Source organism: Escherichia sp. E.sYA108 (genome assembly GCF_011754335.1).
GTDB lineage: Bacteria > Pseudomonadota > Gammaproteobacteria > Enterobacterales > Enterobacteriaceae > Escherichia > Escherichia coli.
In genome coordinates this window covers 4,164,112-4,186,078 of record NZ_JAAQVZ010000001.1, presented here as the reverse complement: position 1 = coordinate 4,186,078, position 21,967 = coordinate 4,164,112, and the positions used below count along the sequence as shown (strand labels likewise).

Genomic DNA, 21,967 nt, shown 5'->3' with positions numbered 1-21,967 from the left:
TCATGGCTGATTACCAGGGTAAAAATGTCGTCATTATCGGCCTGGGCCTCACCGGGCTTTCTTGCGTGGACTTTTTCCTCGCTCGCGGTGTGACGCCGCGCGTTATGGATACGCGTATGACACCGCCTGGCCTGGATAAATTACCCGAAGCCGTAGAACGCCACACGGGCGGTCTGAATGATGAATGGCTGATGGCGGCAGATCTGATTGTCGCCAGTCCCGGTATTGCACTGGCGCATCCATCCTTAAGCGCTGCCGCTGATGCCGGAATCGAAATCGTTGGCGATATCGAGCTGTTCTGTCGTGAAGCACAAGCACCGATTGTGGCGATTACCGGTTCTAACGGCAAAAGCACGGTCACCACGCTAGTGGGTGAAATGGCGAAAGCGGCGGGGGTTAACGTTGGTGTGGGTGGCAATATTGGCCTGCCTGCGTTGATGCTGTTGGATGATGAGTGCGAACTGTACGTGCTGGAACTGTCGAGCTTCCAGCTGGAAACCACCTCCAGCTTACAGGCGGTAGCAGCGACCATTCTGAACGTGACTGAAGATCATATGGATCGCTATCCGTTTGGTTTACAACAGTATCGTGCAGCAAAACTGCGCATTTACGAAAACGCAAAAGTTTGCGTGGTTAATGCTGATGATGCCTTAACAATGCCGATTCGCGGTGCGGATGAACGCTGCGTCAGCTTTGGCGTCAACATGGGCGACTATCACCTGAATCATCAGCAGGGCGAAACCTGGCTGCGGGTGAAAGGCGAGAAAGTGCTGAACGTGAAAGAAATGAAACTTTCCGGGCAGCATAACTACACCAATGCGCTGGCGGCGCTGGCGCTGGCAGATGCCGCAGGGTTACCGCGTGCCAGCAGCCTGAAAGCGTTAACCACATTCACTGGTCTGCCGCATCGCTTTGAAGTTGTGCTGGAGCATAACGGTGTGCGCTGGGTTAACGATTCAAAAGCGACCAACGTCGGCAGTACGGAAGCGGCGCTGAATGGCCTGCATGTAGACGGCACGCTGCATTTGTTGCTGGGTGGCGATGGTAAATCGGCGGACTTTAGCCCACTGGCGCGTTACCTGAATGGCGATAACGTACGTCTGTATTGTTTCGGTCGTGACGGCGCGCAGCTGGCGGCGCTACGCCCGGAAGTGGCAGAACAAACCGAAACTATGGAACAGGCGATGCGCTTGCTTGCTACGCGTGTTCAGCCGGGCGATATGGTTCTGCTCTCCCCGGCCTGTGCCAGCCTTGATCAATTCAAGAACTTTGAACAACGAGGCAATGAGTTTGCCCGTCTGGCGAAGGAGTTAGGTTGATGCGTTTATCTCTCCCTCGCCTGAAAATGCCGCGCCTGCCAGGATTCAGTATTCTGGTCTGGATCTCCACGGCGCTAAAGGGCTGGGTGATGGGCTCGCGGGAAAAAGATACCGACAGCCTGATCATGTACGATCGCACCTTACTGTGGCTGACCTTCGGCCTCGCGGCGATTGGCTTTATCATGGTGACCTCGGCGTCAATGCCCATAGGGCAACGCTTAACCAACGATCCGTTCTTCTTCGCGAAGCGTGATGGCGTCTATCTGATCCTGGCATTCATTCTGGCGATCATTACGCTGCGTCTGCCGATGGAGTTCTGGCAACGCTACAGTGCCACGATGCTGCTCGGATCTATCATCCTGCTGATGATCGTTCTGGTAGTGGGTAGCTCGGTTAAAGGGGCATCGCGTTGGATCGATCTCGGTTTGCTGCGTATTCAGCCTGCGGAGCTGACAAAACTGTCGCTGTTTTGCTATATCGCCAACTATCTGGTGCGTAAAGGCGACGAAGTACGTAATAACCTGCGCGGCTTCCTGAAACCGATGGGCGTAATTCTGGTGTTGGCAGTGTTACTGCTGGCACAGCCAGACCTTGGTACGGTGGTGGTGTTGTTTGTGACTACGCTGGCGATGTTGTTCCTGGCGGGAGCGAAATTGTGGCAGTTCATTGCCATTATCGGTATGGGCATTTCAGCGGTTGTGTTGCTGATCCTCGCCGAACCGTACCGTATCCGCCGTGTTACCGCATTCTGGAACCCGTGGGAAGATCCCTTTGGCAGCGGCTATCAGTTAACGCAATCGTTGATGGCGTTTGGTCGCGGTGAACTGTGGGGACAAGGTTTAGGTAACTCGGTACAAAAACTGGAGTATCTGCCGGAAGCGCACACTGACTTTATTTTCGCCATTATCGGCGAAGAACTGGGGTATGTCGGTGTGGTGCTGGCACTTTTAATGGTATTCTTCGTCGCTTTTCGCGCGATGTCGATTGGCCGCAAAGCATTAGAAATTGACCACCGTTTTTCCGGTTTTCTCGCCTGTTCTATTGGTATCTGGTTTAGTTTCCAGGCGCTGGTTAACGTAGGCGCGGCGGCGGGGATGTTACCGACCAAAGGTCTGACATTGCCGCTGATCAGTTACGGTGGTTCGAGCTTACTGATTATGTCGACAGCCATCATGATGCTGTTGCGTATTGATTATGAAACGCGTCTGGAGAAAGCGCAGGCGTTTGTACGAGGTTCACGATGAGTGGTCAAGGGAAGCGATTAATGGTGATGGCAGGCGGAACCGGTGGACATGTATTCCCGGGGCTGGCGGTTGCGCACCATCTAATGGCTCAGGGTTGGCAAGTTCGCTGGCTGGGGACTGCCGACCGTATGGAAGCGGACTTAGTGCCAAAACATGGCATCGAAATTGATTTCATTCGTATCTCTGGTCTGCGTGGAAAAGGTATAAAAGCACTGATAGCTGCGCCGCTGCGTATCTTCAACGCCTGGCGTCAGGCGCGGGCGATTATGAAAGCGTACAAACCTGACGTGGTGCTCGGTATGGGCGGCTATGTATCAGGTCCAGGTGGTCTGGCCGCGTGGTCGTTAGGCATTCCGGTTGTACTTCATGAACAAAACGGTATTGCGGGCTTAACCAATAAATGGCTGGCGAAGATTGCTACCAAAGTGATGCAGGCGTTTCCAGGTGCTTTCCCTAATGCGGAAGTGGTGGGTAACCCGGTGCGTACCGATGTGCTGGCGCTGCCGTTGCCGCAGCAACGTTTGGCTGGACGTGAAGGTCCGGTTCGTGTGTTGGTAGTGGGTGGTTCCCAGGGCGCACGCATTCTTAACCAGACAATGCCGCAGGTTGCTGCGAAACTGGGTGATTCAGTCACTATCTGGCATCAGAGCGGCAAAGGTTCGCAACAATCCGTTGAACAGGCGTATGCCGAAGCGGGACAACCGCAGCATAAAGTGACGGAATTTATTGATGATATGGCGGCGGCGTATGCGTGGGCGGATGTCGTCGTTTGCCGCTCCGGTGCGTTAACGGTGAGTGAAATCGCCGCGGCAGGACTACCGGCGTTGTTTGTGCCGTTTCAACATAAAGACCGTCAGCAATACTGGAATGCGCTACCGCTGGAAAAAGCGGGCGCAGCCAAAATTATCGAGCAGTCACAGCTTAGCGTGGATGCTGTCGCCAACACCCTGGCCGGGTGGTCGCGAGAAACCTTATTAACCATGGCAGAACGCGCCCGCGCTGCATCCATTCCGGATGCCACCGAGCGAGTGGCAAATGAAGTGAGCCGGGCTGCCCGGGCGTAATTGTAGCGATGCCTTTTGCATCGTATGAATTTAAGAAGTTAATGGCGTAAAGAATGAATACACAACAATTGGCAAAACTGCGTTCCATCGTGCCCGAAATGCGTCGCGTTCGGCACATACATTTTGTCGGCATCGGTGGTGCCGGTATGGGCGGTATTGCCGAAGTTCTGGCCAATGAAGGTTATCAGATCAGTGGTTCCGATTTAGCGCCAAATCCGGTCACGCAGCAGTTAATGAATCTGGGAGCGACGATTTATTTCAACCATCGCCCGGAAAACGTACGTGATGCCAGCGTGGTCGTTGTTTCCAGCGCGATTTCTGCCGATAACCCGGAAATTGTCGCAGCTCATGAAGCGCGTATTCCGGTGATCCGTCGTGCTGAAATGCTGGCTGAGTTAATGCGTTTTCGTCATGGCATCGCCATTGCCGGAACACACGGCAAAACGACAACCACCGCGATGGTTTCCAGCATCTACGCAGAAGCGGGGCTCGACCCAACCTTCGTTAACGGCGGGCTGGTAAAAGCGGCGGGGGTTCATGCGCGTTTGGGGCATGGTCGGTACCTGATTGCCGAAGCAGATGAGAGTGATGCATCGTTCCTGCATCTGCAACCGATGGTGGCGATTGTCACCAATATCGAAGCCGACCACATGGATACCTACCAGGGCGACTTTGAGAATTTAAAACAGACTTTTATTAATTTTCTGCATAACCTGCCGTTTTACGGTCGTGCGGTGATGTGTGTTGATGATCCGGTGATCCGCGAATTGTTACCGCGTGTGGGGCGTCAGACCACGACTTACGGCTTCAGCGAAGATGCCGACGTGCGTGTAGAAGATTATCAGCAGATTGGCCCGCAGGGGCACTTTACGCTGCTGCGCCAGGACAAAGAGCCGATGCGCGTCACCCTGAATGCGCCAGGTCGTCATAACGCGCTGAACGCCGCAGCTGCGGTTGCGGTTGCTACGGAAGAGGGAATTGACGACGAGGCTATTTTGCGTGCGCTGGAGAGCTTCCAGGGGACAGGGCGCCGTTTCGATTTCCTCGGTGAATTCCCGCTGGAGCCAGTGAATGGTAAAAGCGGTACGGCAATGCTGGTCGATGACTACGGCCACCACCCGACGGAAGTGGACGCCACTATTAAAGCGGCGCGTGCAGGCTGGCCGGATAAAAACCTGGTAATGCTGTTTCAGCCGCACCGTTTTACCCGTACGCGCGACCTGTATGATGATTTCGCCAATGTGCTGACGCAGGTTGATACCCTGTTGATGCTGGAAGTGTATCCGGCTGGCGAGGCGCCAATTCCGGGAGCGGACAGCCGTTCGCTGTGTCGCACAATTCGTGGACGTGGGAAAATTGATCCCATTCTGGTGCCGGACCCGGCGCAGGTAGCCGAGATGCTGGCACCGGTATTAACCGGTAACGACCTGATTCTCGTTCAGGGGGCTGGTAATATCGGAAAAATTGCTCGTTCTTTAGCTGAAATCAAACTGAAGCCGCAAACTCCGGAGGAAGAACAACATGACTGATAAAATCGCGGTCCTGTTGGGCGGGACCTCCGCTGAGCGGGAAGTTTCTCTGAATTCTGGCGCAGCGGTGTTAGCCGGGCTGCGTGAAGGCGGTATTGACGCGTATCCTGTCGACCCGAAAGAAGTCGACGTGACGCAACTGAAGTCGATGGGTTTTCAGAAAGTGTTTATCGCGCTACACGGTCGCGGCGGTGAAGATGGTACGCTGCAGGGCATGCTCGAGCTGATGGGCTTGCCTTATACCGGCAGCGGAGTGATGGCATCTGCGCTTTCAATGGATAAACTACGCAGCAAACTTCTGTGGCAGGGTGCCGGTTTACCGGTCGCGCCGTGGGTAGCGTTAACCCGCGCAGAGTTTGAAAAAGGCCTTAACGATAAGCAGTTAGCAGAAATTTCTTCTCTGGGTTTGCCGGTTATCGTTAAGCCGAGCCGCGAAGGTTCCAGTGTGGGAATGTCAAAAGTAGTAGCAGAAAATGCTCTACAAGATGCATTAAGATTGGCATTTCAGCACGATGAAGAAGTATTGATTGAAAAATGGCTAAGTGGGCCGGAGTTCACGGTTGCGATACTCGGTGAAGAAATTTTACCGTCAATACGTATTCAACCGGCCGGAACCTTCTATGATTATGAGGCGAAGTATCTCTCTGATGAGACACAGTATTTCTGCCCCGCAGGTCTGGAAGCGTTACAAGAGGCCAATTTGCAGGCATTAGTGCTAAAAGCATGGACGACGTTAGGTTGCAAAGGATGGGGACGTATTGACGTTATGCTGGACAGCGATGGACAGTTTTATCTGCTGGAAGCCAATACCTCACCGGGTATGACCAGCCACAGTCTGGTACCGATGGCGGCACGTCAGGCAGGTATGAGCTTCTCGCAGTTGGTAGTACGAATTCTGGAACTGGCGGACTAATATGTCGCAGGCTGCTCTGAACACGCGAAATAGCGAAGAAGAGGTTTCTTCTCGCCGCAATAATGGAACGCGTCTGGCGGGGATCCTTTTCCTGCTGACCGTTTTAACGACAGTGTTGGTGAGCGGCTGGGTCGTGTTGGGCTGGATGGAAGATGCGCAACGCCTGCCGCTCTCAAAGCTGGTGTTGACCGGTGAACGCCATTACACGCGTAATGACGATATCCGGCAGTCGATCCTGGCATTGGGTGAGCCAGGTACCTTTATGACCCAGGATGTCAACATCATCCAGACGCAAATAGAACAACGCCTGCCGTGGATTAAGCAGGTGAGCGTCAGAAAGCAGTGGCCTGATGAATTGAAGATTCATCTGGTTGAATATGTGCCGATTGCGCGGTGGAATGATCAACATATGGTAGACGCGGAAGGAAACACCTTCAGCGTGCCGCCAGATCGCACCAGCAAGCAGGTGCTTCCAATGCTGTATGGCCCGGAAGGCAGCGCCAATGAAGTGTTGCAGGGCTATCGCGAAATGGGGCAGATGCTGGCAAAGGACAGATTTACTCTGAAGGAAGCGGCGATGACCGCGCGACGTTCCTGGCAGTTGACGCTGAATAACGATATTAAGCTCAATCTTGGCCGGGGCGATACGATGAAACGTTTGGCTCGCTTTGTAGAACTTTATCCGGTTTTACAGCAGCAGGCGCAAACCGATGGCAAACGGATTAGCTACGTTGATTTGCGTTATGACTCTGGAGCGGCAGTAGGCTGGGCGCCCTTGCCGCCAGAGGAATCTACTCAGCAACAAAATCAGGCACAGGCAGAACAACAATGATCAAGGCGACGGACAGAAAACTGGTAGTAGGACTGGAGATTGGTACCGCGAAGGTTGCCGCTTTAGTAGGGGAAGTTCTGCCCGACGGTATGGTCAATATCATTGGCGTGGGTAGTTGCCCGTCGCGTGGTATGGATAAAGGCGGGGTGAACGACCTCGAATCCGTGGTCAAGTGCGTACAACGCGCCATTGACCAGGCAGAATTGATGGCAGATTGTCAGATCTCTTCGGTATATCTGGCGCTTTCTGGTAAGCACATCAGCTGCCAGAATGAAATTGGTATGGTGCCTATTTCTGAAGAAGAAGTGACGCAAGAAGATGTGGAAAACGTCGTCCATACCGCGAAATCGGTGCGTGTGCGCGATGAGCATCGTGTGCTGCATGTGATCCCGCAAGAGTATGCGATTGACTATCAGGAAGGGATCAAGAATCCGGTAGGGCTTTCGGGCGTGCGGATGCAGGCAAAAGTGCACCTGATCACATGTCACAACGATATGGCGAAAAACATCGTCAAAGCGGTTGAACGTTGTGGGCTGAAAGTTGACCAACTGATATTTGCCGGACTGGCATCAAGTTATTCGGTATTGACGGAAGATGAACGTGAACTGGGTGTCTGCGTCGTCGATATCGGTGGTGGTACAATGGATATCGCCGTTTATACCGGTGGGGCATTGCGCCACACTAAGGTAATTCCTTATGCTGGCAATGTCGTGACCAGTGATATCGCTTACGCCTTTGGCACACCGCCAAGCGACGCCGAAGCGATTAAAGTTCGCCACGGTTGTGCGCTGGGCTCCATCGTTGGAAAAGATGAGAGCGTGGAAGTGCCGAGCGTAGGCGGTCGTCCGCCGCGGAGTCTGCAACGTCAGACCCTGGCAGAGGTGATCGAGCCGCGCTATACCGAGCTGCTCAATCTGGTCAACGAAGAGATATTGCAGTTGCAGGAAAAGCTTCGCCAACAAGGGGTTAAACATCACCTGGCGGCAGGCATTGTATTAACCGGTGGCGCAGCGCAGATCGAAGGTCTTGCAGCCTGTGCTCAGCGCGTGTTTCATACGCAAGTGCGTATCGGCGCGCCGCTGAACATTACCGGTTTAACGGATTATGCTCAGGAGCCGTATTATTCGACGGCGGTGGGATTGCTTCACTATGGGAAAGAGTCACATCTTAACGGTGAAGCTGAAGTAGAAAAACGTGTTACAGCATCAGTTGGCTCGTGGATCAAGCGACTCAATAGTTGGCTGCGAAAAGAGTTTTAATTTTTATGAGGCCGACGATGATTACGGCCTCAGGCGACAGGCACAAATCGGAGAGAAACTATGTTTGAACCAATGGAACTTACCAATGACGCGGTGATTAAAGTCATCGGCGTCGGCGGCGGCGGCGGTAATGCTGTTGAACACATGGTGCGTGAGCGCATTGAAGGTGTTGAATTCTTCGCGGTAAATACCGATGCACAAGCGCTGCGTAAAACAGCGGTTGGACAGACGATTCAAATCGGTAGCGGTATCACCAAAGGACTGGGCGCTGGCGCTAATCCAGAAGTTGGCCGCAATGCGGCTGATGAGGATCGCGATGCACTGCGTGCGGCGCTGGAAGGTGCAGACATGGTCTTTATTGCTGCGGGTATGGGTGGTGGTACCGGTACAGGTGCAGCACCAGTCGTCGCTGAAGTGGCAAAAGATTTGGGTATCCTGACCGTTGCTGTCGTCACTAAGCCTTTCAACTTTGAAGGCAAGAAGCGTATGGCATTCGCGGAGCAGGGGATCACTGAACTGTCCAAGCATGTGGACTCTCTGATCACTATCCCGAACGACAAACTGCTGAAAGTTCTGGGCCGTGGTATCTCCCTGCTGGATGCGTTTGGCGCAGCGAACGATGTACTAAAAGGCGCTGTGCAAGGTATCGCCGAACTGATTACTCGTCCGGGTTTGATGAACGTGGACTTTGCAGACGTACGCACCGTAATGTCTGAAATGGGCTACGCAATGATGGGTTCTGGTGTGGCGAGCGGTGAAGATCGTGCGGAAGAAGCTGCTGAAATGGCTATCTCTTCTCCGCTGCTGGAAGATATCGACCTGTCTGGCGCACGCGGCGTACTGGTAAACATCACAGCGGGCTTCGACCTGCGTCTGGATGAGTTCGAAACGGTAGGTAACACCATCCGTGCATTTGCTTCCGACAACGCGACCGTGGTTATCGGTACTTCTCTTGACCCGGATATGAATGACGAGCTGCGCGTAACTGTTGTTGCGACAGGTATCGGCATGGACAAACGTCCTGAAATCACTCTGGTGACTAATAAGCAGGTTCAGCAGCCAGTGATGGATCGCTACCAGCAGCACGGGATGGCTCCGCTGACCCAGGAGCAGAAGCCGGTTGCTAAAGTCGTGAATGACAATGCGCCGCAAACTGCGAAAGAGCCGGATTATCTGGATATCCCAGCATTCCTGCGTAAGCAAGCTGATTAAGAATTGACTGGAATTTGGGTTTCGAGGCTCTTTGTGCTAAACTGGCCCGCCGAATGTATAGTACACTTCGGTTGGATAGGTAATTTGGCGAGATAATACGATGATCAAACAAAGGACACTTAAACGTATCGTTCAGGCGACGGGTGTCGGTTTACATACCGGCAAGAAAGTCACCCTGACGTTACGCCCTGCGCCGGCCAACACCGGGGTCATCTATCGTCGCACCGACTTGAATCCACCGGTAGATTTCCCGGCCGATGCCAAATCTGTGCGTGATACCATGCTCTGTACGTGTCTGGTCAACGAGCATGATGTGCGGATTTCAACCGTAGAGCACCTCAATGCTGCTCTCGCGGGCCTGGGCATCGATAACATTGTTATCGAAGTTAACGCGCCGGAAATCCCGATCATGGACGGCAGCGCCGCTCCGTTTGTATACCTGCTGCTTGACGCCGGTATCGACGAGTTGAACTGCGCTAAGAAATTTGTTCGCATTAAAGAAACTGTTCGTGTCGAAGATGGCGATAAGTGGGCTGAATTTAAGCCGTACAATGGTTTTTCTCTGGATTTCACCATCGATTTTAACCATCCGGCTATTGATTCCAGCAACCAGCGCTATGCGATGAACTTCTCCGCTGATGCGTTTATGCGCCAGATCAGCCGTGCGCGTACGTTCGGTTTCATGCGTGATATCGAATATCTGCAGTCCCGTGGTTTGTGCCTGGGCGGCAGCTTCGATTGTGCCATCGTTGTTGACGATTATCGCGTACTGAACGAAGACGGCCTGCGTTTTGAAGACGAATTTGTGCGTCACAAAATGCTCGATGCGATCGGTGACTTGTTCATGTGTGGTCACAATATTATTGGTGCATTTACCGCTTATAAATCCGGTCATGCACTGAATAACAAACTGCTGCAGGCTGTCCTTGCAAAACAGGAAGCCTGGGAATATGTGACCTTCCAGGACGACGCAGAACTGCCGTTGGCCTTCAAAGCGCCTTCAGCCGTACTGGCATAACGACATTTATACTGTCGTATAAAATTCGACTGGCAAATCTGGCACTCTCTCCGGCCAGGTGAACCAGTCGTTTTTTTTTGAATTTTATAAGAGCTATAAAAAACGGTGCGAACGCTGTTTTCTTAAGCACTTTTACGCACAACTTATCTTCATTCGTGCTGTGGACTTCAGGCTTTAATGATAAGATTTGTGCGCTAAATACGTTTGAATACGATCGGGATGGCAATAACGTGAGTGGAATACTGACGCGCTGGCGACAGTTTGGTAAACGCTACTTCTGGCCGCATCTCTTATTAGGGATGGTCGCGGCGAGTTTAGGTTTGCCTGCACTCAGCAATGCCGCCGAACCAAACGCGCCCGCAAAAGCGACAACCCGCAACCACGAGCCTTCAGCCAAAGTTAACTTTGGTCAATTGGCCTTGCTGGAAGCCAACACGCGCCGCCCGAATTCGAACTATTCCGTTGATTACTGGCATCAACATGCCATTCGCACGGTAATCCGCCATCTTTCCTTCGCAATGGCACCGCAAACGCTGCCCGTTGCTGAAGAATCTTTGCCTCTTCAGGCGCAACATCTTGCATTACTGGATACGCTTAGCGCGCTTCTGACCCAGGAAGGCACGCCGTCTGAAAAGGGTTATCGCATTGATTATGCGCATTTTACCCCACAAGCAAAATTCAGCACGCCCGTCTGGATAAGCCAGGCGCAAGGCATCCGTGCTGGCCCTCAACGCCTCAGCTAACAACAATAAACCTTTACTTCATTTTATTAACTCCGCAACGCGGGGCGTTTGAGATTTTATTATGCTAATCAAATTATTAACTAAAGTTTTCGGTAGTCGTAACGATCGCACCCTGCGCCGGATGCGCAAAGTGGTCAACATCATCAATGCCATGGAACCGGAGATGGAAAAACTCTCCGACGAAGAACTGAAAGGGAAAACCGCAGAGTTTCGTGCGCGTCTGGAAAAAGGCGAAGTGCTGGAAAATCTGATCCCGGAAGCTTTCGCCGTGGTGCGTGAGGCAAGTAAGCGCGTCTTTGGTATGCGTCACTTCGACGTTCAGTTACTCGGCGGTATGGTTCTTAACGAACGCTGCATCGCCGAAATGCGTACCGGTGAAGGTAAAACCCTGACCGCAACGCTGCCTGCTTACCTGAACGCACTAACCGGTAAAGGCGTACACGTAGTTACCGTCAACGACTACCTGGCGCAACGTGACGCCGAAAACAACCGTCCGCTGTTTGAATTCCTTGGCCTGACTGTCGGTATCAACCTGCCGGGCATGCCAGCACCGGCAAAGCGTGAAGCCTACGCTGCTGACATCACTTACGGTACGAACAACGAATACGGCTTTGACTACCTGCGCGACAACATGGCATTCAGCCCTGAAGAACGTGTACAACGTAAACTGCACTATGCGCTGGTGGACGAAGTGGACTCCATCCTCATCGATGAAGCGCGTACACCGCTGATCATTTCCGGCCCAGCAGAAGACAGCTCGGAAATGTATAAACGCGTGAATAAAATTATTCCGCACCTGATCCGTCAGGAAAAAGAAGACTCCGAAACCTTCCAGGGCGAAGGCCACTTCTCGGTGGATGAAAAATCTCGCCAGGTGAACCTGACCGAACGTGGTCTGGTTCTGATTGAAGAACTGCTGGTTAAAGAAGGCATCATGGATGAAGGTGAGTCTCTGTACTCTCCGGCCAACATCATGCTGATGCACCACGTAACGGCGGCGCTGCGCGCTCATGCGCTGTTTACCCGCGACGTCGACTACATCGTTAAAGATGGTGAAGTTATCATCGTTGACGAACACACCGGTCGTACCATGCAGGGCCGTCGCTGGTCCGATGGTCTGCACCAGGCTGTGGAAGCGAAAGAAGGTGTGCAGATCCAGAACGAAAACCAGACGCTGGCTTCGATCACCTTCCAGAACTACTTCCGTCTGTATGAAAAACTGGCGGGGATGACTGGTACTGCTGATACCGAAGCTTTCGAATTCAGCTCCATCTATAAGCTGGATACTGTCGTTGTTCCGACCAACCGTCCAATGATTCGTAAAGATCTGCCGGACCTGGTCTACATGACTGAAGCGGAAAAAATTCAGGCGATCATTGAAGATATCAAAGAACGTACTGCGAAAGGCCAGCCGGTGCTGGTGGGTACAATCTCCATCGAAAAATCGGAGCTGGTGTCAAATGAACTGACCAAAGCCGGTATTAAGCACAACGTCCTGAACGCCAAATTCCATGCCAACGAAGCGGCGATTGTTGCTCAGGCAGGTTATCCGGCTGCGGTGACTATCGCGACCAACATGGCGGGTCGTGGTACCGATATTGTGCTCGGTGGTAGCTGGCAGGCAGAAGTTGCCGCGCTGGAAAATCCGACTGCAGAGCAAATTGAAAAAATTAAAGCCGACTGGCAGGTACGTCACGATGCGGTACTGGCAGCAGGTGGCCTGCATATCATCGGTACTGAACGTCACGAATCCCGTCGTATCGATAACCAGCTGCGCGGTCGTTCTGGTCGTCAGGGGGATGCTGGTTCTTCTCGTTTCTACCTGTCGATGGAAGATGCGCTGATGCGTATTTTTGCTTCCGACCGAGTATCCGGCATGATGCGTAAACTGGGTATGAAGCCAGGCGAAGCCATTGAGCACCCGTGGGTGACCAAAGCGATTGCCAACGCCCAGCGTAAAGTTGAAAGCCGTAACTTCGACATTCGTAAGCAACTGCTGGAATATGATGACGTGGCTAACGATCAGCGTCGCGCCATTTACTCCCAGCGTAACGAACTGCTGGATGTCAGCGATGTGAGCGAAACCATCAACAGCATTCGTGAAGATGTGTTCAAAGCGACCATTGATGCCTACATTCCGCCACAGTCGCTGGAAGAAATGTGGGATATTCCGGGGCTGCAGGAACGTCTGAAGAACGATTTCGACCTCGATTTGCCAATTGCCGAGTGGCTGGATAAAGAACCAGAACTGCATGAAGAGACGCTGCGTGAGCGCATTCTGGCGCAGTCCATCGAAGTGTATCAGCGTAAAGAAGAAGTGGTTGGTGCTGAGATGATGCGTCACTTCGAGAAAGGCGTCATGCTGCAAACTCTCGACTCTCTGTGGAAAGAGCACCTGGCAGCGATGGACTATCTGCGTCAGGGTATCCACCTGCGTGGCTATGCACAGAAAGATCCGAAGCAGGAATACAAACGTGAATCGTTCTCCATGTTTGCAGCGATGCTGGAGTCGTTGAAATATGAAGTTATCAGTACGCTGAGCAAAGTTCAGGTACGTATGCCTGAAGAGGTTGAGGAGCTGGAACAACAGCGTCGTATGGAAGCCGAGCGTTTAGCGCAAATGCAGCAGCTTAGCCATCAGGATGACGACTCTGCAGCCGCAGCTGCACTGGCGGCGCAAACCGGTGAACGCAAAGTAGGACGTAACGATCCTTGCCCGTGTGGTTCTGGTAAAAAATACAAGCAGTGCCATGGCCGCCTGCAATAAAAGCTAACAGTTGAAGTAAAAGGCGCAGGATTCTGCGCCTTTTTTATAGGTTTAAGACAATGAAAAAGCTGCAAATTGCGGTAGGTATTATTCGCAACGAGAACAATGAAATCTTTATAACGCGTCGCGCAGCAGATGCGCACATGGCGAATAAACTGGAGTTTCCCGGCGGTAAAGTTGAAATGGGCGAAACGCCGGAACAGGCGGTGGTGCGTGAACTTCAGGAAGAAGTCGGGATTACCCCACAACATTTTTCGCTATTTGAAAAACTGGAATATGAATTCCCGGACAGGCATATAACTCTGTGGTTCTGGCTGGTCGAAAGCTGGGAAGGGGAGCCGTGGGGTAAAGAAGGGCAACCCGGTGAGTGGATGTCGCTGGTCGGTCTTAATGCCGATGATTTTCCGCCAGCCAATGAACCGGTAATTGCGAAACTTAAGCGTGTGTATGCCGGATAAGGCGTCACGCTGCATCCGACATTTGCATATGATGCCTGATGCGACGCTGGCTGAACTGCACCCCAAATGTTGGACATAATCTGACATCTGAAGGTGCAGTTTATGAAACATTCATTTGAAGTAAAACTTGCCGCTGTAAATCATTACCTGGCTGGTCATGCAGGCATCATTTCTACGGCAAAACTCTTTCAACTTTCTCACACCAGCCTCTCACACTGGATTAATCTTTTTCTTCTTCACGGTCCTCGGGCACTGGATTGCAGACACAAGCGTAGCTATTCTCCTGAAGATAAACTTTGCGTGGTTCTTTATGCTCTCGGGCATTCTGAGTCTCTACCCCGGGTAGCAGCCCGGTTTAACATTCCCAGCCACAACACGGTTAAAAACTGGATAAAAGGCTACCGCAAATCTGGTAATGAGGCCTTTATCAGGCGCAGGAAGGAGAAAAGCATGACCCGTTCTGATGATACCCATGAAAACGAGGCAAACATGACGCCGGAAGAGATGAAGAATGAGCTGCGTTATCTTCGCGCAGAAAATGCATATCTGAAAGCCATGCAGGAGCATCTTCTGGAAAAAAAGCGCCAGGAGCTGGAGAAAAAACGAAAGTCATCCAGAGCCTGAGGTACGGACACTGCCAGTCTGACCTGTTAAAGGCCGCAGGGCAGAAGCACGCTGTACTACCAGCTGTCACTGCAGAAGGCTAAGGACAAGTATGCTGATGTGAAACAGCTCATAGCCTCCATCTTCCATGAACACCGGGGATGTTATGGGTACCGGCGGATCCATTGTGAGCTTCAGAAAAGAGGTCTTAAGTTCAGTGGCAAAACGGTGAGAAAACTGATGCAACAGCTCGGCCTGAAGTCTCCTGTGCGCCTGAAGAAATACCGGTCTTACCGGGGAAATATGGGACTCGCTGCAGAAAATATCCTTCAGCGACAGTTCAAAGCGGAAGCTCCCTGTGAGAAATGGGTGACAGATATCACCGAATTCAGGGCTGGCGGACAAAAACTGTACCTGTCCCCGATACTTGATTTGTTTTACGGGGAAATCGTGGCGTGGGAAACGGCCTGCAGGCCTACAGAGGAGCTGGTGAAGCGGATGTTAAATAAGGGTCTGGAAAGCCTTGCTGAAGGGGAGAAACCGCTGCTCCACAGTGATCAAGGATGGCATTACCGGATAAAAAGTTATCAGTCCGCCCTGGCGGACAGAGGGTTAGTGCAGAGCATGTCGCGCAAGGGCAACAGCCTTGATAATGCGGTAATGGAGAACTTCTTTGGTCACCTGAAAGAAGAAATGTACTATCGCCGGGACTACAGAAATGTAGAAGAGCTGGAAAATGCCGTTAACGAATACATAACTTACTGGAATCAAAAAAGAATAAAACTCAGTCTTGGGGGACTCAGCCCGGTAGAATACCGGACTGAGTATCAAAAAGCCGGTTAACTGAAACTGTCCAGGTTTTGGGGTTCAGTTCATGGCGCGTTTTATCAGGCCAGCGTCGCATCAGATAGAATGTCACTGCTTTGGCTCTTCGCTCCAGTCATCGCTTTCGGAAAGATCGCTACTGCTGGGGATTCGTTTTTCTTCAGCAGCCCATTCTCCGAGGTCGATCAGCTGACAACGTTTGGAGCAAAATGGCCGAAACGGGCTGATTTCACCCCACACCACCGTTTTCCCGCAGGTTGGGCAATTCACCGTAATAGTTTCTGACATTTTTACTCCTTAGCAACAGGCCAGTTCGAAATCCAGACGTTCTGGTACCTGTCCGTTTTCACTGTCCAGCGGCATAAAACGAATGGCAAAACGGCTCTTATGACCGGAAATTTGCGGATAAAGCTGTGAATCGAGCGACAGATTCAGGCGCAGCAAGTCGGCATCGCCACCGTTATCCTGATAAAAACCATTCAGGCTGGTTTGTTTACGGAAGGGGGCCGACTGGCGAATTAAATCCAGCACCATGGTAAGTGCCTGGGTAAGTGGGTTCAGGCTGGCAATCCAGGTTTCTACCTGGCTGTCGCGCTGCGCCTGGGGTAGATGCAGCCAAATGTGCAATGTAGGTAAATCAAAGCTGCAACAGCCGCCCGGGATGCTCAGTCGCTGACGCACCAGAGCAATCAAACGATCTTCACGTAGAAATTGCCCGATACGCGGCGCGGAGATTAATACGCTCCCCGCCGCTTTTAACTGCTGAATTAATGCTTCAATACGGCTCTGGTCCACGCCGGGCACGCCAATCCAGGTCTGGAGTTTACGTTGCTGCCGGTCAAGTTCTTTCAACAGCTCAGTGCGGACTTCGCCGCGCTCGAAAACATCCAGTAATTCACTGACATTACGGAAGAAATGCAGCGCGCCAGCGTGGTCAACGATGGGTAGATTAACGGTGAGTTGCTGAATCAAAAACTCAATGCGCAGCCATGTACGCATTTTTTCATTTAGTGGATGTTCAAAAAGGACCTGGGTCTGCATTACGGTTTTTCCTGTGAGACAAACTGCGACGCAAGCTGCAAATAGTATGCGTGCAGGCGGGCAACATCCGATGCGATAGCATCCGGTGCGCCGTTATTATCAATGACGTCATCTGCCACGGCAAGGCGAGCTTCGCGCGTTGCCTGAGCAGCAAGGATTTGTTCGACATGCTCGCGAGTTACATCGTCGCGCTGCATGGTGCGCTTAAGTTGCGTTTCTGGGCTGACATCCACCACCAGCACTCGATTCGCTTTTTTATACAGTGAGTTTTCTACCAGCAATGGCACAACCCATAGTACATAGGGGGAAGTAGCTCGCTGGATCTGGTGTTGCGTCTCTTGCTGAATCAGCGGATGCAGCAGGGCGTTAAGCCAGTTTTTCTCTTCCGGGTTGGCGAAGATCCGCTCGCGCAAGGCCCGGCGCTGCAATGTTCCATCAGCAGCAATCATGTTAGCGCCAAAGTGATCAGCAATGGCATGTAGCGCAGGTGCACCTGGTTCAACCACCTGACGCGCAATAATATCGGCATCAATGACGTTAATTCCGAGATCAGCAAACGCATTGGCAACGGTACTCTTGCCACTGCCAATGCCTCCCGTTAAGGCAACTATATACCTCATAATTTATATTCCCGGGAATTCATCATGATTATCAAAACGTTAAAAATGAGCGCACGAAAGCGAAATTGATGAAACGTTCGCTCACTATTTACCAGGTAAATTTATGGGATTGTAGCGTAAAAAAAGACAATTTCGCAGTCTTGCGCCGCATTGATTAGTGCGTATGATAACGTCACTGGAGTTGCGCTCTTACCCTTATAGCCATTAACCCCAGGAATCCGCACATGCGTATTGAAGAAGATCTGAAGTTAGGTTTTAAAGACGTTCTCATCCGCCCTAAACGCTCCACTCTTAAAAGCCGTTCCGATGTTGAACTGGAACGTCAATTCACCTTCAAACATTCAGGTCAGAGCTGGTCCGGCGTGCCGATTATCGCCGCCAATATGGACACCGTAGGCACATTTTCTATGGCCTCTGCGCTGGCTTCTTTTGATATTCTGACTGCTGTGCATAAACACTATTCTGTCGAAGAGTGGCAAGCGTTTATCAACAATTCTTCCGCTGATGTGCTGAAACATGTGATGGTTTCTACCGGCACGTCTGATGCGGATTTCGAAAAAACTAAACAGATTCTCGACCTGAACCCGGCATTAAATTTTGTTTGTATTGACGTGGCGAATGGTTATTCCGAACACTTTGTGCAGTTCGTTGCGAAAGCGCGTGAAGCGTGGCCGACCAAAACCATTTGTGCAGGCAACGTAGTGACTGGTGAAATGTGTGAGGAGCTTATCCTCTCCGGTGCCGATATCGTTAAAGTTGGCATTGGCCCAGGTTCTGTTTGTACAACTCGCGTCAAAACAGGCGTCGGTTATCCGCAACTTTCTGCGGTGATCGAATGCGCCGATGCTGCGCACGGTCTGGGCGGAATGATCGTCAGCGATGGCGGCTGCACCACGCCGGGCGATGTCGCGAAAGCCTTTGGCGGCGGTGCCGATTTCGTAATGCTTGGCGGCATGCTGGCGGGCCACGAAGAGAGCGGCGGTCGCATCGTTGAGGAGAACGGCGAGAAATTTATGCTGTTCTACGGCATGAGCTCAGAGTCTGCGATGAAACGTCACGTTGGCGGCGTTGCGGAATATCGCGCAGCAGAAGGTAAAACCGTTAAGCTGCCGCTGCGAGGCCCGGTTGAAAATACCGCGCGTGATATTTTGGGCGGCCTGCGTTCAGCTTGTACATACGTTGGGGCTTCACGCCTGAAAGAACTGACCAAGCGCACCACGTTTATCCGTGTGCAGGAACAAGAAAACCGCATCTTCAACAACCTGTAATATACCAACGCTGGCGTGGAGCAACACGCCAGCGTTATCCCATTCCACTCATCGCATCGCCTAAATGGAAAATTGGCAGATACATTGCCACCACCAGCGTACCGATAATTCCTCCCGTTATGATCAGCAACGCCGGTTCCAGTAAGGCTGCGAGGTTATCCGCCAGTGCCATTGTGTTATCCCGATGATGATGGGCGAGGTTGTCTAACATGAGATCCAGCGAGCCGGATGCCTCTCCTGTTCTCACTAATTGCAAACAGAGCGGGCTAAACTCACCGGCATTTTTTAGCGCCAGCCAGATGGGGTGACCGTTACTGATATCGTGCTGGATTTGTGTCAGAAGTTGCACCCAGTACGGGCAGCGCATTGTTTCTCTGACGCTCTCAACGCCCTGTAAAAAAGAAATGCCTGCACTTTGTGTCAGTGTCAGAATCGTAAAGATCTGCGTGAGTTTTTGTCCCCGCATCAGTGAACCCATAATCGGGATGCGTAACAGCAATTTCTGCCGTGCGATAAGCCTGGTTGGGTGGCGCATCAGCAGCTTATTGGCTATCGCCAGCAGAAAGCCGAATAGCACCAGCAACCAACCCCATTCGCCACTAAAACTTGCCAGCGTCATGATCCCCTGCGTTAGCGCCGGTAGCGGAGTGTTAAAGGTCTTATAGATAGCGGCAAACTCCGGCAGTACAAAATGCAGCATTGCCACAACCACCATGATTGCCATCGCTAAAATGATAATGGGATAACGTAACGCTGATTTCACTTTGTCGGTCAACTGACGCTGGGCTTTTTGCTGACGCGCCAGTTCAAAGCAGCATTCATCCAGCTTACCGGTCAGTTCACCCGTGCGGATCATCGCCTGATAGAGCGGCGGAAATACCTCTGACCAGGGTAATAAGGCATTGGAAAAGGCAACGCCCTGTTCAAGATCGTGCGCCAGTGATTGCAGCAACGCTTGCCACTGCTTACTGGGATGCTGTTCCGCCAGCAGAGCCAGCCCTTCAGAAAGCGTTAACCCGGCTTTGAGTAGCGTCGCCAGTTGATGAATGACTTCCGCGCTTTTATCTCCTCGCCACTGCGCAGAATTGATGGCGATTCGCTTCAGGCTTAGTGGGGTAACCATCTGTTGCTGTAGTGCCATGAGCAGCAAAGCACGGCTCTCTGCCCATAGCATCCCATCTTGCGCATTGCCGTCGCCGGTTATGCCATGCCAGCGCCAGAGTTGCTTACTCGCCATGCGGCATCCCCAATACGCGGATTAACTCTTCAAAGGTGGTTAAGCCTTGCTCCACGGCCAGGCAGCCGTTTTCAAAAAGCGTTCGCATACCCGCCTGTCGGGCGTGCGTTTCCAGCGATTCAACGTCGGTATTAGCGGAAATAAGCTGACGTATGACCGGTGTTATGGGCAGAACTTCAAATAAGGCCGTGCGACCATAAAAACCGTGGTAGCAATGTACACAACCGGGTGCCTGCCAGTGGGGCAGCGGCGATGGCCATACATTGTCTGGAATATGGATGGGCTCCCCTTGCTGCCGGCGACAATGCGGGCAAAGTTTGCGTACCAGACGCTGGGCTATTACCAGCGTAAGCGCCGATGATAGCATCCAGCGGGCGACTCCCATTTGCTGTAAACGTACCAGCGTTTCGCAGGTGGAATTAGTGTGTAGGGTAGACAACACCAGGTGACCGGTTTGCGCGGCTTTAATGGCAATTTCTGCCGTTTCGCCATCGCGGATCTCTCCGATCATGATGACGTCAGGATCCTGGCGCAATAACGCACGCAAAACGCCCTGAAAGGTGAGTCCGGCACGCGAATGGATTTGCGTCTGGTTTAGTCCGGCTATGGGGATCTCAACCGGATCTTCGACGCTACAAATATTAATGTCAGCGGTATTCAGCGTTTGCAGGGCACTATAAAGCGTGACCGTTTTGCCGCTGCCTGTAGGGCCAGTTACCAGCACCAGTCCCTGTGGTTGTTGCAAGGCATGAGCAAAGTCCACCAGTTGTGACGGCTGCATTCCAAGCGTGTTAACATCCAGTGCCTGGTTCACCTGCTGTAACAACCTTAATACCACCTTTTCACCACCCCGACATGCTAAGGTCGCAATACGAAATGAGACGGCGTTTCCTGCCAGTTCGACAGTGAATTGCCCGTCCTGCGGCAGGCGATGTTCCGCAATATCCAGGTTTCCCAGCACTTTTAATCTGGCGGTTAATGCGACTCCGGCATCCGGTGAAACGTCCGGTAAAGGATGCAATACGCCGTCGATACGCAAGCGGATGCGGTAGGCATTGTCCGCTGGTTCGATATGAATATCAGACGCGCGTTGTTCTAGCGCAGATTGTAACGTTCGAGTCAGCAACTCTGCTTTGGGCTGATGCTTCTCCTGAACAGCTACGGGCAATGTCTGTTGTGTGCGACTGGCGTGACCTTCCATTTGTTGGCGCGTCCAGCAGGTGATCTCAATACGTTTGGTGGTAGCGAAATGCAATGCGTCCAGTAGCTCATGCGAAGGTGCATCGACTACCGCAACATGAACCACCTCTTCGCTGGCATCCAGCAAGACTCCCTGATAACGCAGACACAGGGCGGTGAGCTGTGGAATATTCATTGCCGCTCCTTAGTTGGCGTCATCAAAGCGGAAGACATCTTCGCAGGCTTGCTGCAATGCGCTGTCACTTTGAATAGTGCAGTTACGCGTCCAGCCGGTGACGCCGTTTGCGTTATCCCAACCCGGTGTCATGACGACGCTTAGCCCATTGAGACTTTCTTGCCCGGTCAGCGACACCACGCCCTTTGCCACACTCATGGCTGAAACATAGCGGGTGGTGGTAGGCGAAGGAATGCCATTGCTGCCACCGTCGCAGGTATTTAATCCACCATGTTCCAGCGCGCACAACTCTACGGCGGTACGGTAAGGCACAAAGGTTTGTAGCATGTCGGTGAGTGCGGCTTTGCGCAGGTAGTTTTGATAAGCGGGAATACCAATGGCGCTTAAAATGGCAATGATGCCAATAACCACCATCAGTTCGATAAGTGTAAAACCGCGTTGCTTGTCCATCTGTTTCGCTCCTTGATTGGGTTGGCGCTACTTTGGCAAACGCCATCAGCACAAGCGAGGGGCAAAAAACGAAACGGGAAAGCAGCTTCCGAGGTTTTTTATTTCGTTGCAGCGAAAGACAAGAAATTTGCGAGGCGTTACGAAGAAAGTTGGGGAAGGGGAGATTTATCCGCCCGCGATGGAGCGGATA

20 protein-coding genes and 1 pseudogene are annotated in these 21,967 nt (G+C 52.2%); 15 read left to right on the top strand and 6 right to left on the bottom strand.

The window, feature by feature from the left end; all coding sequences use genetic code 11:
- Nucleotides 1-2 precede the first annotated feature (2 nt).
- The 13 genes and pseudogenes from murD (at nucleotide 3) to HBM92_RS20000 (ending at nucleotide 15,804) form a co-directional block, all read left to right on the top strand.
- Nucleotides 3-1,319: a UDP-N-acetylmuramoyl-L-alanine--D-glutamate ligase gene (gene murD, locus HBM92_RS20060; RefSeq protein WP_000796461.1), complete on the top strand. Its 1,317-nt coding sequence runs from the start codon at nucleotides 3-5 to the stop codon at nucleotides 1,317-1,319.
- A complete protein-coding gene (gene ftsW / locus HBM92_RS20055) occupies nucleotides 1,319-2,563 on the top strand; it encodes a cell division protein FtsW (RefSeq protein ID WP_001295532.1) in 1,245 nt (414 codons plus the stop codon). The genes murD and ftsW overlap by 1 nt, the downstream gene beginning before the upstream one ends.
- Nucleotides 2,560-3,627, top strand: a complete 1,068-nt coding sequence (gene murG, locus HBM92_RS20050; RefSeq protein WP_000016564.1) for an undecaprenyldiphospho-muramoylpentapeptide beta-N-acetylglucosaminyltransferase — start codon at nucleotides 2,560-2,562, stop codon at nucleotides 3,625-3,627. The genes ftsW and murG overlap by 4 nt, the downstream gene beginning before the upstream one ends.
- 53 nt (nucleotides 3,628-3,680) lie before the next feature.
- Nucleotides 3,681-5,156 (top strand): UDP-N-acetylmuramate--L-alanine ligase, encoded by a 1,476-nt coding sequence (gene murC, locus HBM92_RS20045; RefSeq protein WP_001096048.1) that lies wholly within the window; start codon nucleotides 3,681-3,683, stop codon nucleotides 5,154-5,156.
- Nucleotides 5,149-6,069, top strand: a complete 921-nt coding sequence (gene ddlB / locus HBM92_RS20040; protein WP_000130041.1) for a D-alanine--D-alanine ligase — start codon at nucleotides 5,149-5,151, stop codon at nucleotides 6,067-6,069. Before murC ends, ddlB begins: the two co-directional genes overlap by 8 nt.
- A gap of 1 nt (nucleotide 6,070) precedes the next feature.
- Nucleotides 6,071-6,901: a cell division protein FtsQ gene (gene ftsQ / locus HBM92_RS20035; RefSeq protein ID WP_000075744.1), complete on the top strand. Its 831-nt coding sequence runs from the start codon at nucleotides 6,071-6,073 to the stop codon at nucleotides 6,899-6,901.
- Nucleotides 6,898-8,160: a cell division protein FtsA gene (ftsA, locus tag HBM92_RS20030; RefSeq protein ID WP_000588474.1), complete on the top strand. Its 1,263-nt coding sequence runs from the start codon at nucleotides 6,898-6,900 to the stop codon at nucleotides 8,158-8,160. Before ftsQ ends, ftsA begins: the two co-directional genes overlap by 4 nt.
- Nucleotides 8,161-8,220: 60 nt before the next feature.
- Nucleotides 8,221-9,372 carry a cell division protein FtsZ gene (gene ftsZ, locus HBM92_RS20025; RefSeq protein ID WP_000462776.1) on the top strand — a complete coding sequence of 384 codons (1,152 nt, stop codon included), beginning with the start codon at nucleotides 8,221-8,223 and terminating at the stop codon, nucleotides 9,370-9,372.
- A 100-nt stretch (nucleotides 9,373-9,472) separates the two neighbouring features.
- Nucleotides 9,473-10,390, top strand: coding sequence for a UDP-3-O-acyl-N-acetylglucosamine deacetylase (gene lpxC / locus HBM92_RS20020; protein WP_000595482.1), 918 nt, complete (start codon nucleotides 9,473-9,475; stop codon nucleotides 10,388-10,390).
- Nucleotides 10,391-10,620: 230 nt separating this feature from the next.
- On the top strand, nucleotides 10,621-11,133 hold the full coding sequence (gene secM, locus HBM92_RS20015) for a secA translation cis-regulator SecM (RefSeq protein ID WP_000014320.1): 513 nt from the start codon (nucleotides 10,621-10,623) through the stop codon (nucleotides 11,131-11,133).
- Nucleotides 11,134-11,194: 61 nt separating this feature from the next.
- Nucleotides 11,195-13,900, top strand: coding sequence for a preprotein translocase subunit SecA (gene secA / locus HBM92_RS20010; RefSeq protein ID WP_000905780.1), 2,706 nt, complete (start codon nucleotides 11,195-11,197; stop codon nucleotides 13,898-13,900).
- Between the two features lie 59 nt (nucleotides 13,901-13,959).
- The gene (gene mutT / locus HBM92_RS20005; RefSeq protein ID WP_000736044.1) at nucleotides 13,960-14,358 is read left to right on the top strand and encodes an 8-oxo-dGTP diphosphatase MutT; all 399 of its coding nucleotides are present in this window, start codon (nucleotides 13,960-13,962) and stop codon (nucleotides 14,356-14,358) included.
- A 102-nt stretch (nucleotides 14,359-14,460) separates the two neighbouring features.
- Nucleotides 14,461-15,804, top strand: a pseudogene (locus tag HBM92_RS20000) (IS3-like element IS1397 family transposase).
- Nucleotides 15,805-15,876: 72 nt separating this feature from the next.
- On the opposite strand, the gene yacG reads toward HBM92_RS20000, so the two are convergent.
- Genes yacG through coaE form a run of 3 tightly spaced genes read right to left on the bottom strand, consistent with a single transcriptional unit; the run spans nucleotide 15,877 to nucleotide 17,447 of the window.
- Complete coding sequence (gene yacG, locus HBM92_RS19995; RefSeq protein WP_000005044.1) at nucleotides 15,877-16,074, bottom strand: DNA gyrase inhibitor YacG; 198 nt, start codon at nucleotides 16,072-16,074, stop codon at nucleotides 15,877-15,879.
- A gap of 9 nt (nucleotides 16,075-16,083) precedes the next feature.
- Nucleotides 16,084-16,827 (bottom strand): cell division protein ZapD, encoded by a 744-nt coding sequence (zapD, locus tag HBM92_RS19990; RefSeq protein ID WP_001194731.1) that lies wholly within the window; start codon nucleotides 16,825-16,827, stop codon nucleotides 16,084-16,086.
- Nucleotides 16,827-17,447, bottom strand: coding sequence for a dephospho-CoA kinase (gene coaE / locus HBM92_RS19985; RefSeq protein ID WP_001269525.1), 621 nt, complete (start codon nucleotides 17,445-17,447; stop codon nucleotides 16,827-16,829). Before coaE ends, zapD begins: the two co-directional genes overlap by 1 nt.
- A gap of 24 nt (nucleotides 17,448-17,471) precedes the next feature.
- On the opposite strand from coaE, the gene HBM92_RS25135 reads away from it, so the two are divergent.
- Entirely contained in the window at nucleotides 17,472-17,516 is a 45-nt protein-coding gene (locus tag HBM92_RS25135; RefSeq protein ID WP_120795372.1) for a protein YacM, read from the top strand.
- 155 nt (nucleotides 17,517-17,671) lie between these two features.
- On the top strand, nucleotides 17,672-18,715 hold the full coding sequence (gene guaC / locus HBM92_RS19980; RefSeq protein ID WP_001217338.1) for a GMP reductase: 1,044 nt from the start codon (nucleotides 17,672-17,674) through the stop codon (nucleotides 18,713-18,715).
- A gap of 34 nt (nucleotides 18,716-18,749) precedes the next feature.
- Here the strand turns inward: guaC and hofC are convergent, their stop codons facing one another.
- The 3 genes from hofC to ppdD are packed head-to-tail and all read right to left on the bottom strand — an operon-like array spanning nucleotide 18,750 to nucleotide 21,777.
- Nucleotides 18,750-19,952, bottom strand: a complete 1,203-nt coding sequence (gene hofC / locus HBM92_RS19975) for a protein transport protein HofC (protein ID WP_000157242.1) — start codon at nucleotides 19,950-19,952, stop codon at nucleotides 18,750-18,752.
- The gene (gene gspE / locus HBM92_RS19970) at nucleotides 19,942-21,327 is read right to left on the bottom strand and encodes a type II secretion system protein GspE (protein WP_001025180.1); all 1,386 of its coding nucleotides are present in this window, start codon (nucleotides 21,325-21,327) and stop codon (nucleotides 19,942-19,944) included. Before gspE ends, hofC begins: the two co-directional genes overlap by 11 nt.
- A 9-nt stretch (nucleotides 21,328-21,336) precedes the next feature.
- Nucleotides 21,337-21,777 (bottom strand): prepilin peptidase-dependent pilin, encoded by a 441-nt coding sequence (ppdD, locus tag HBM92_RS19965; protein ID WP_000360915.1) that lies wholly within the window; start codon nucleotides 21,775-21,777, stop codon nucleotides 21,337-21,339.
- Between the last annotated feature and the right edge of the window lie 190 nt (nucleotides 21,778-21,967).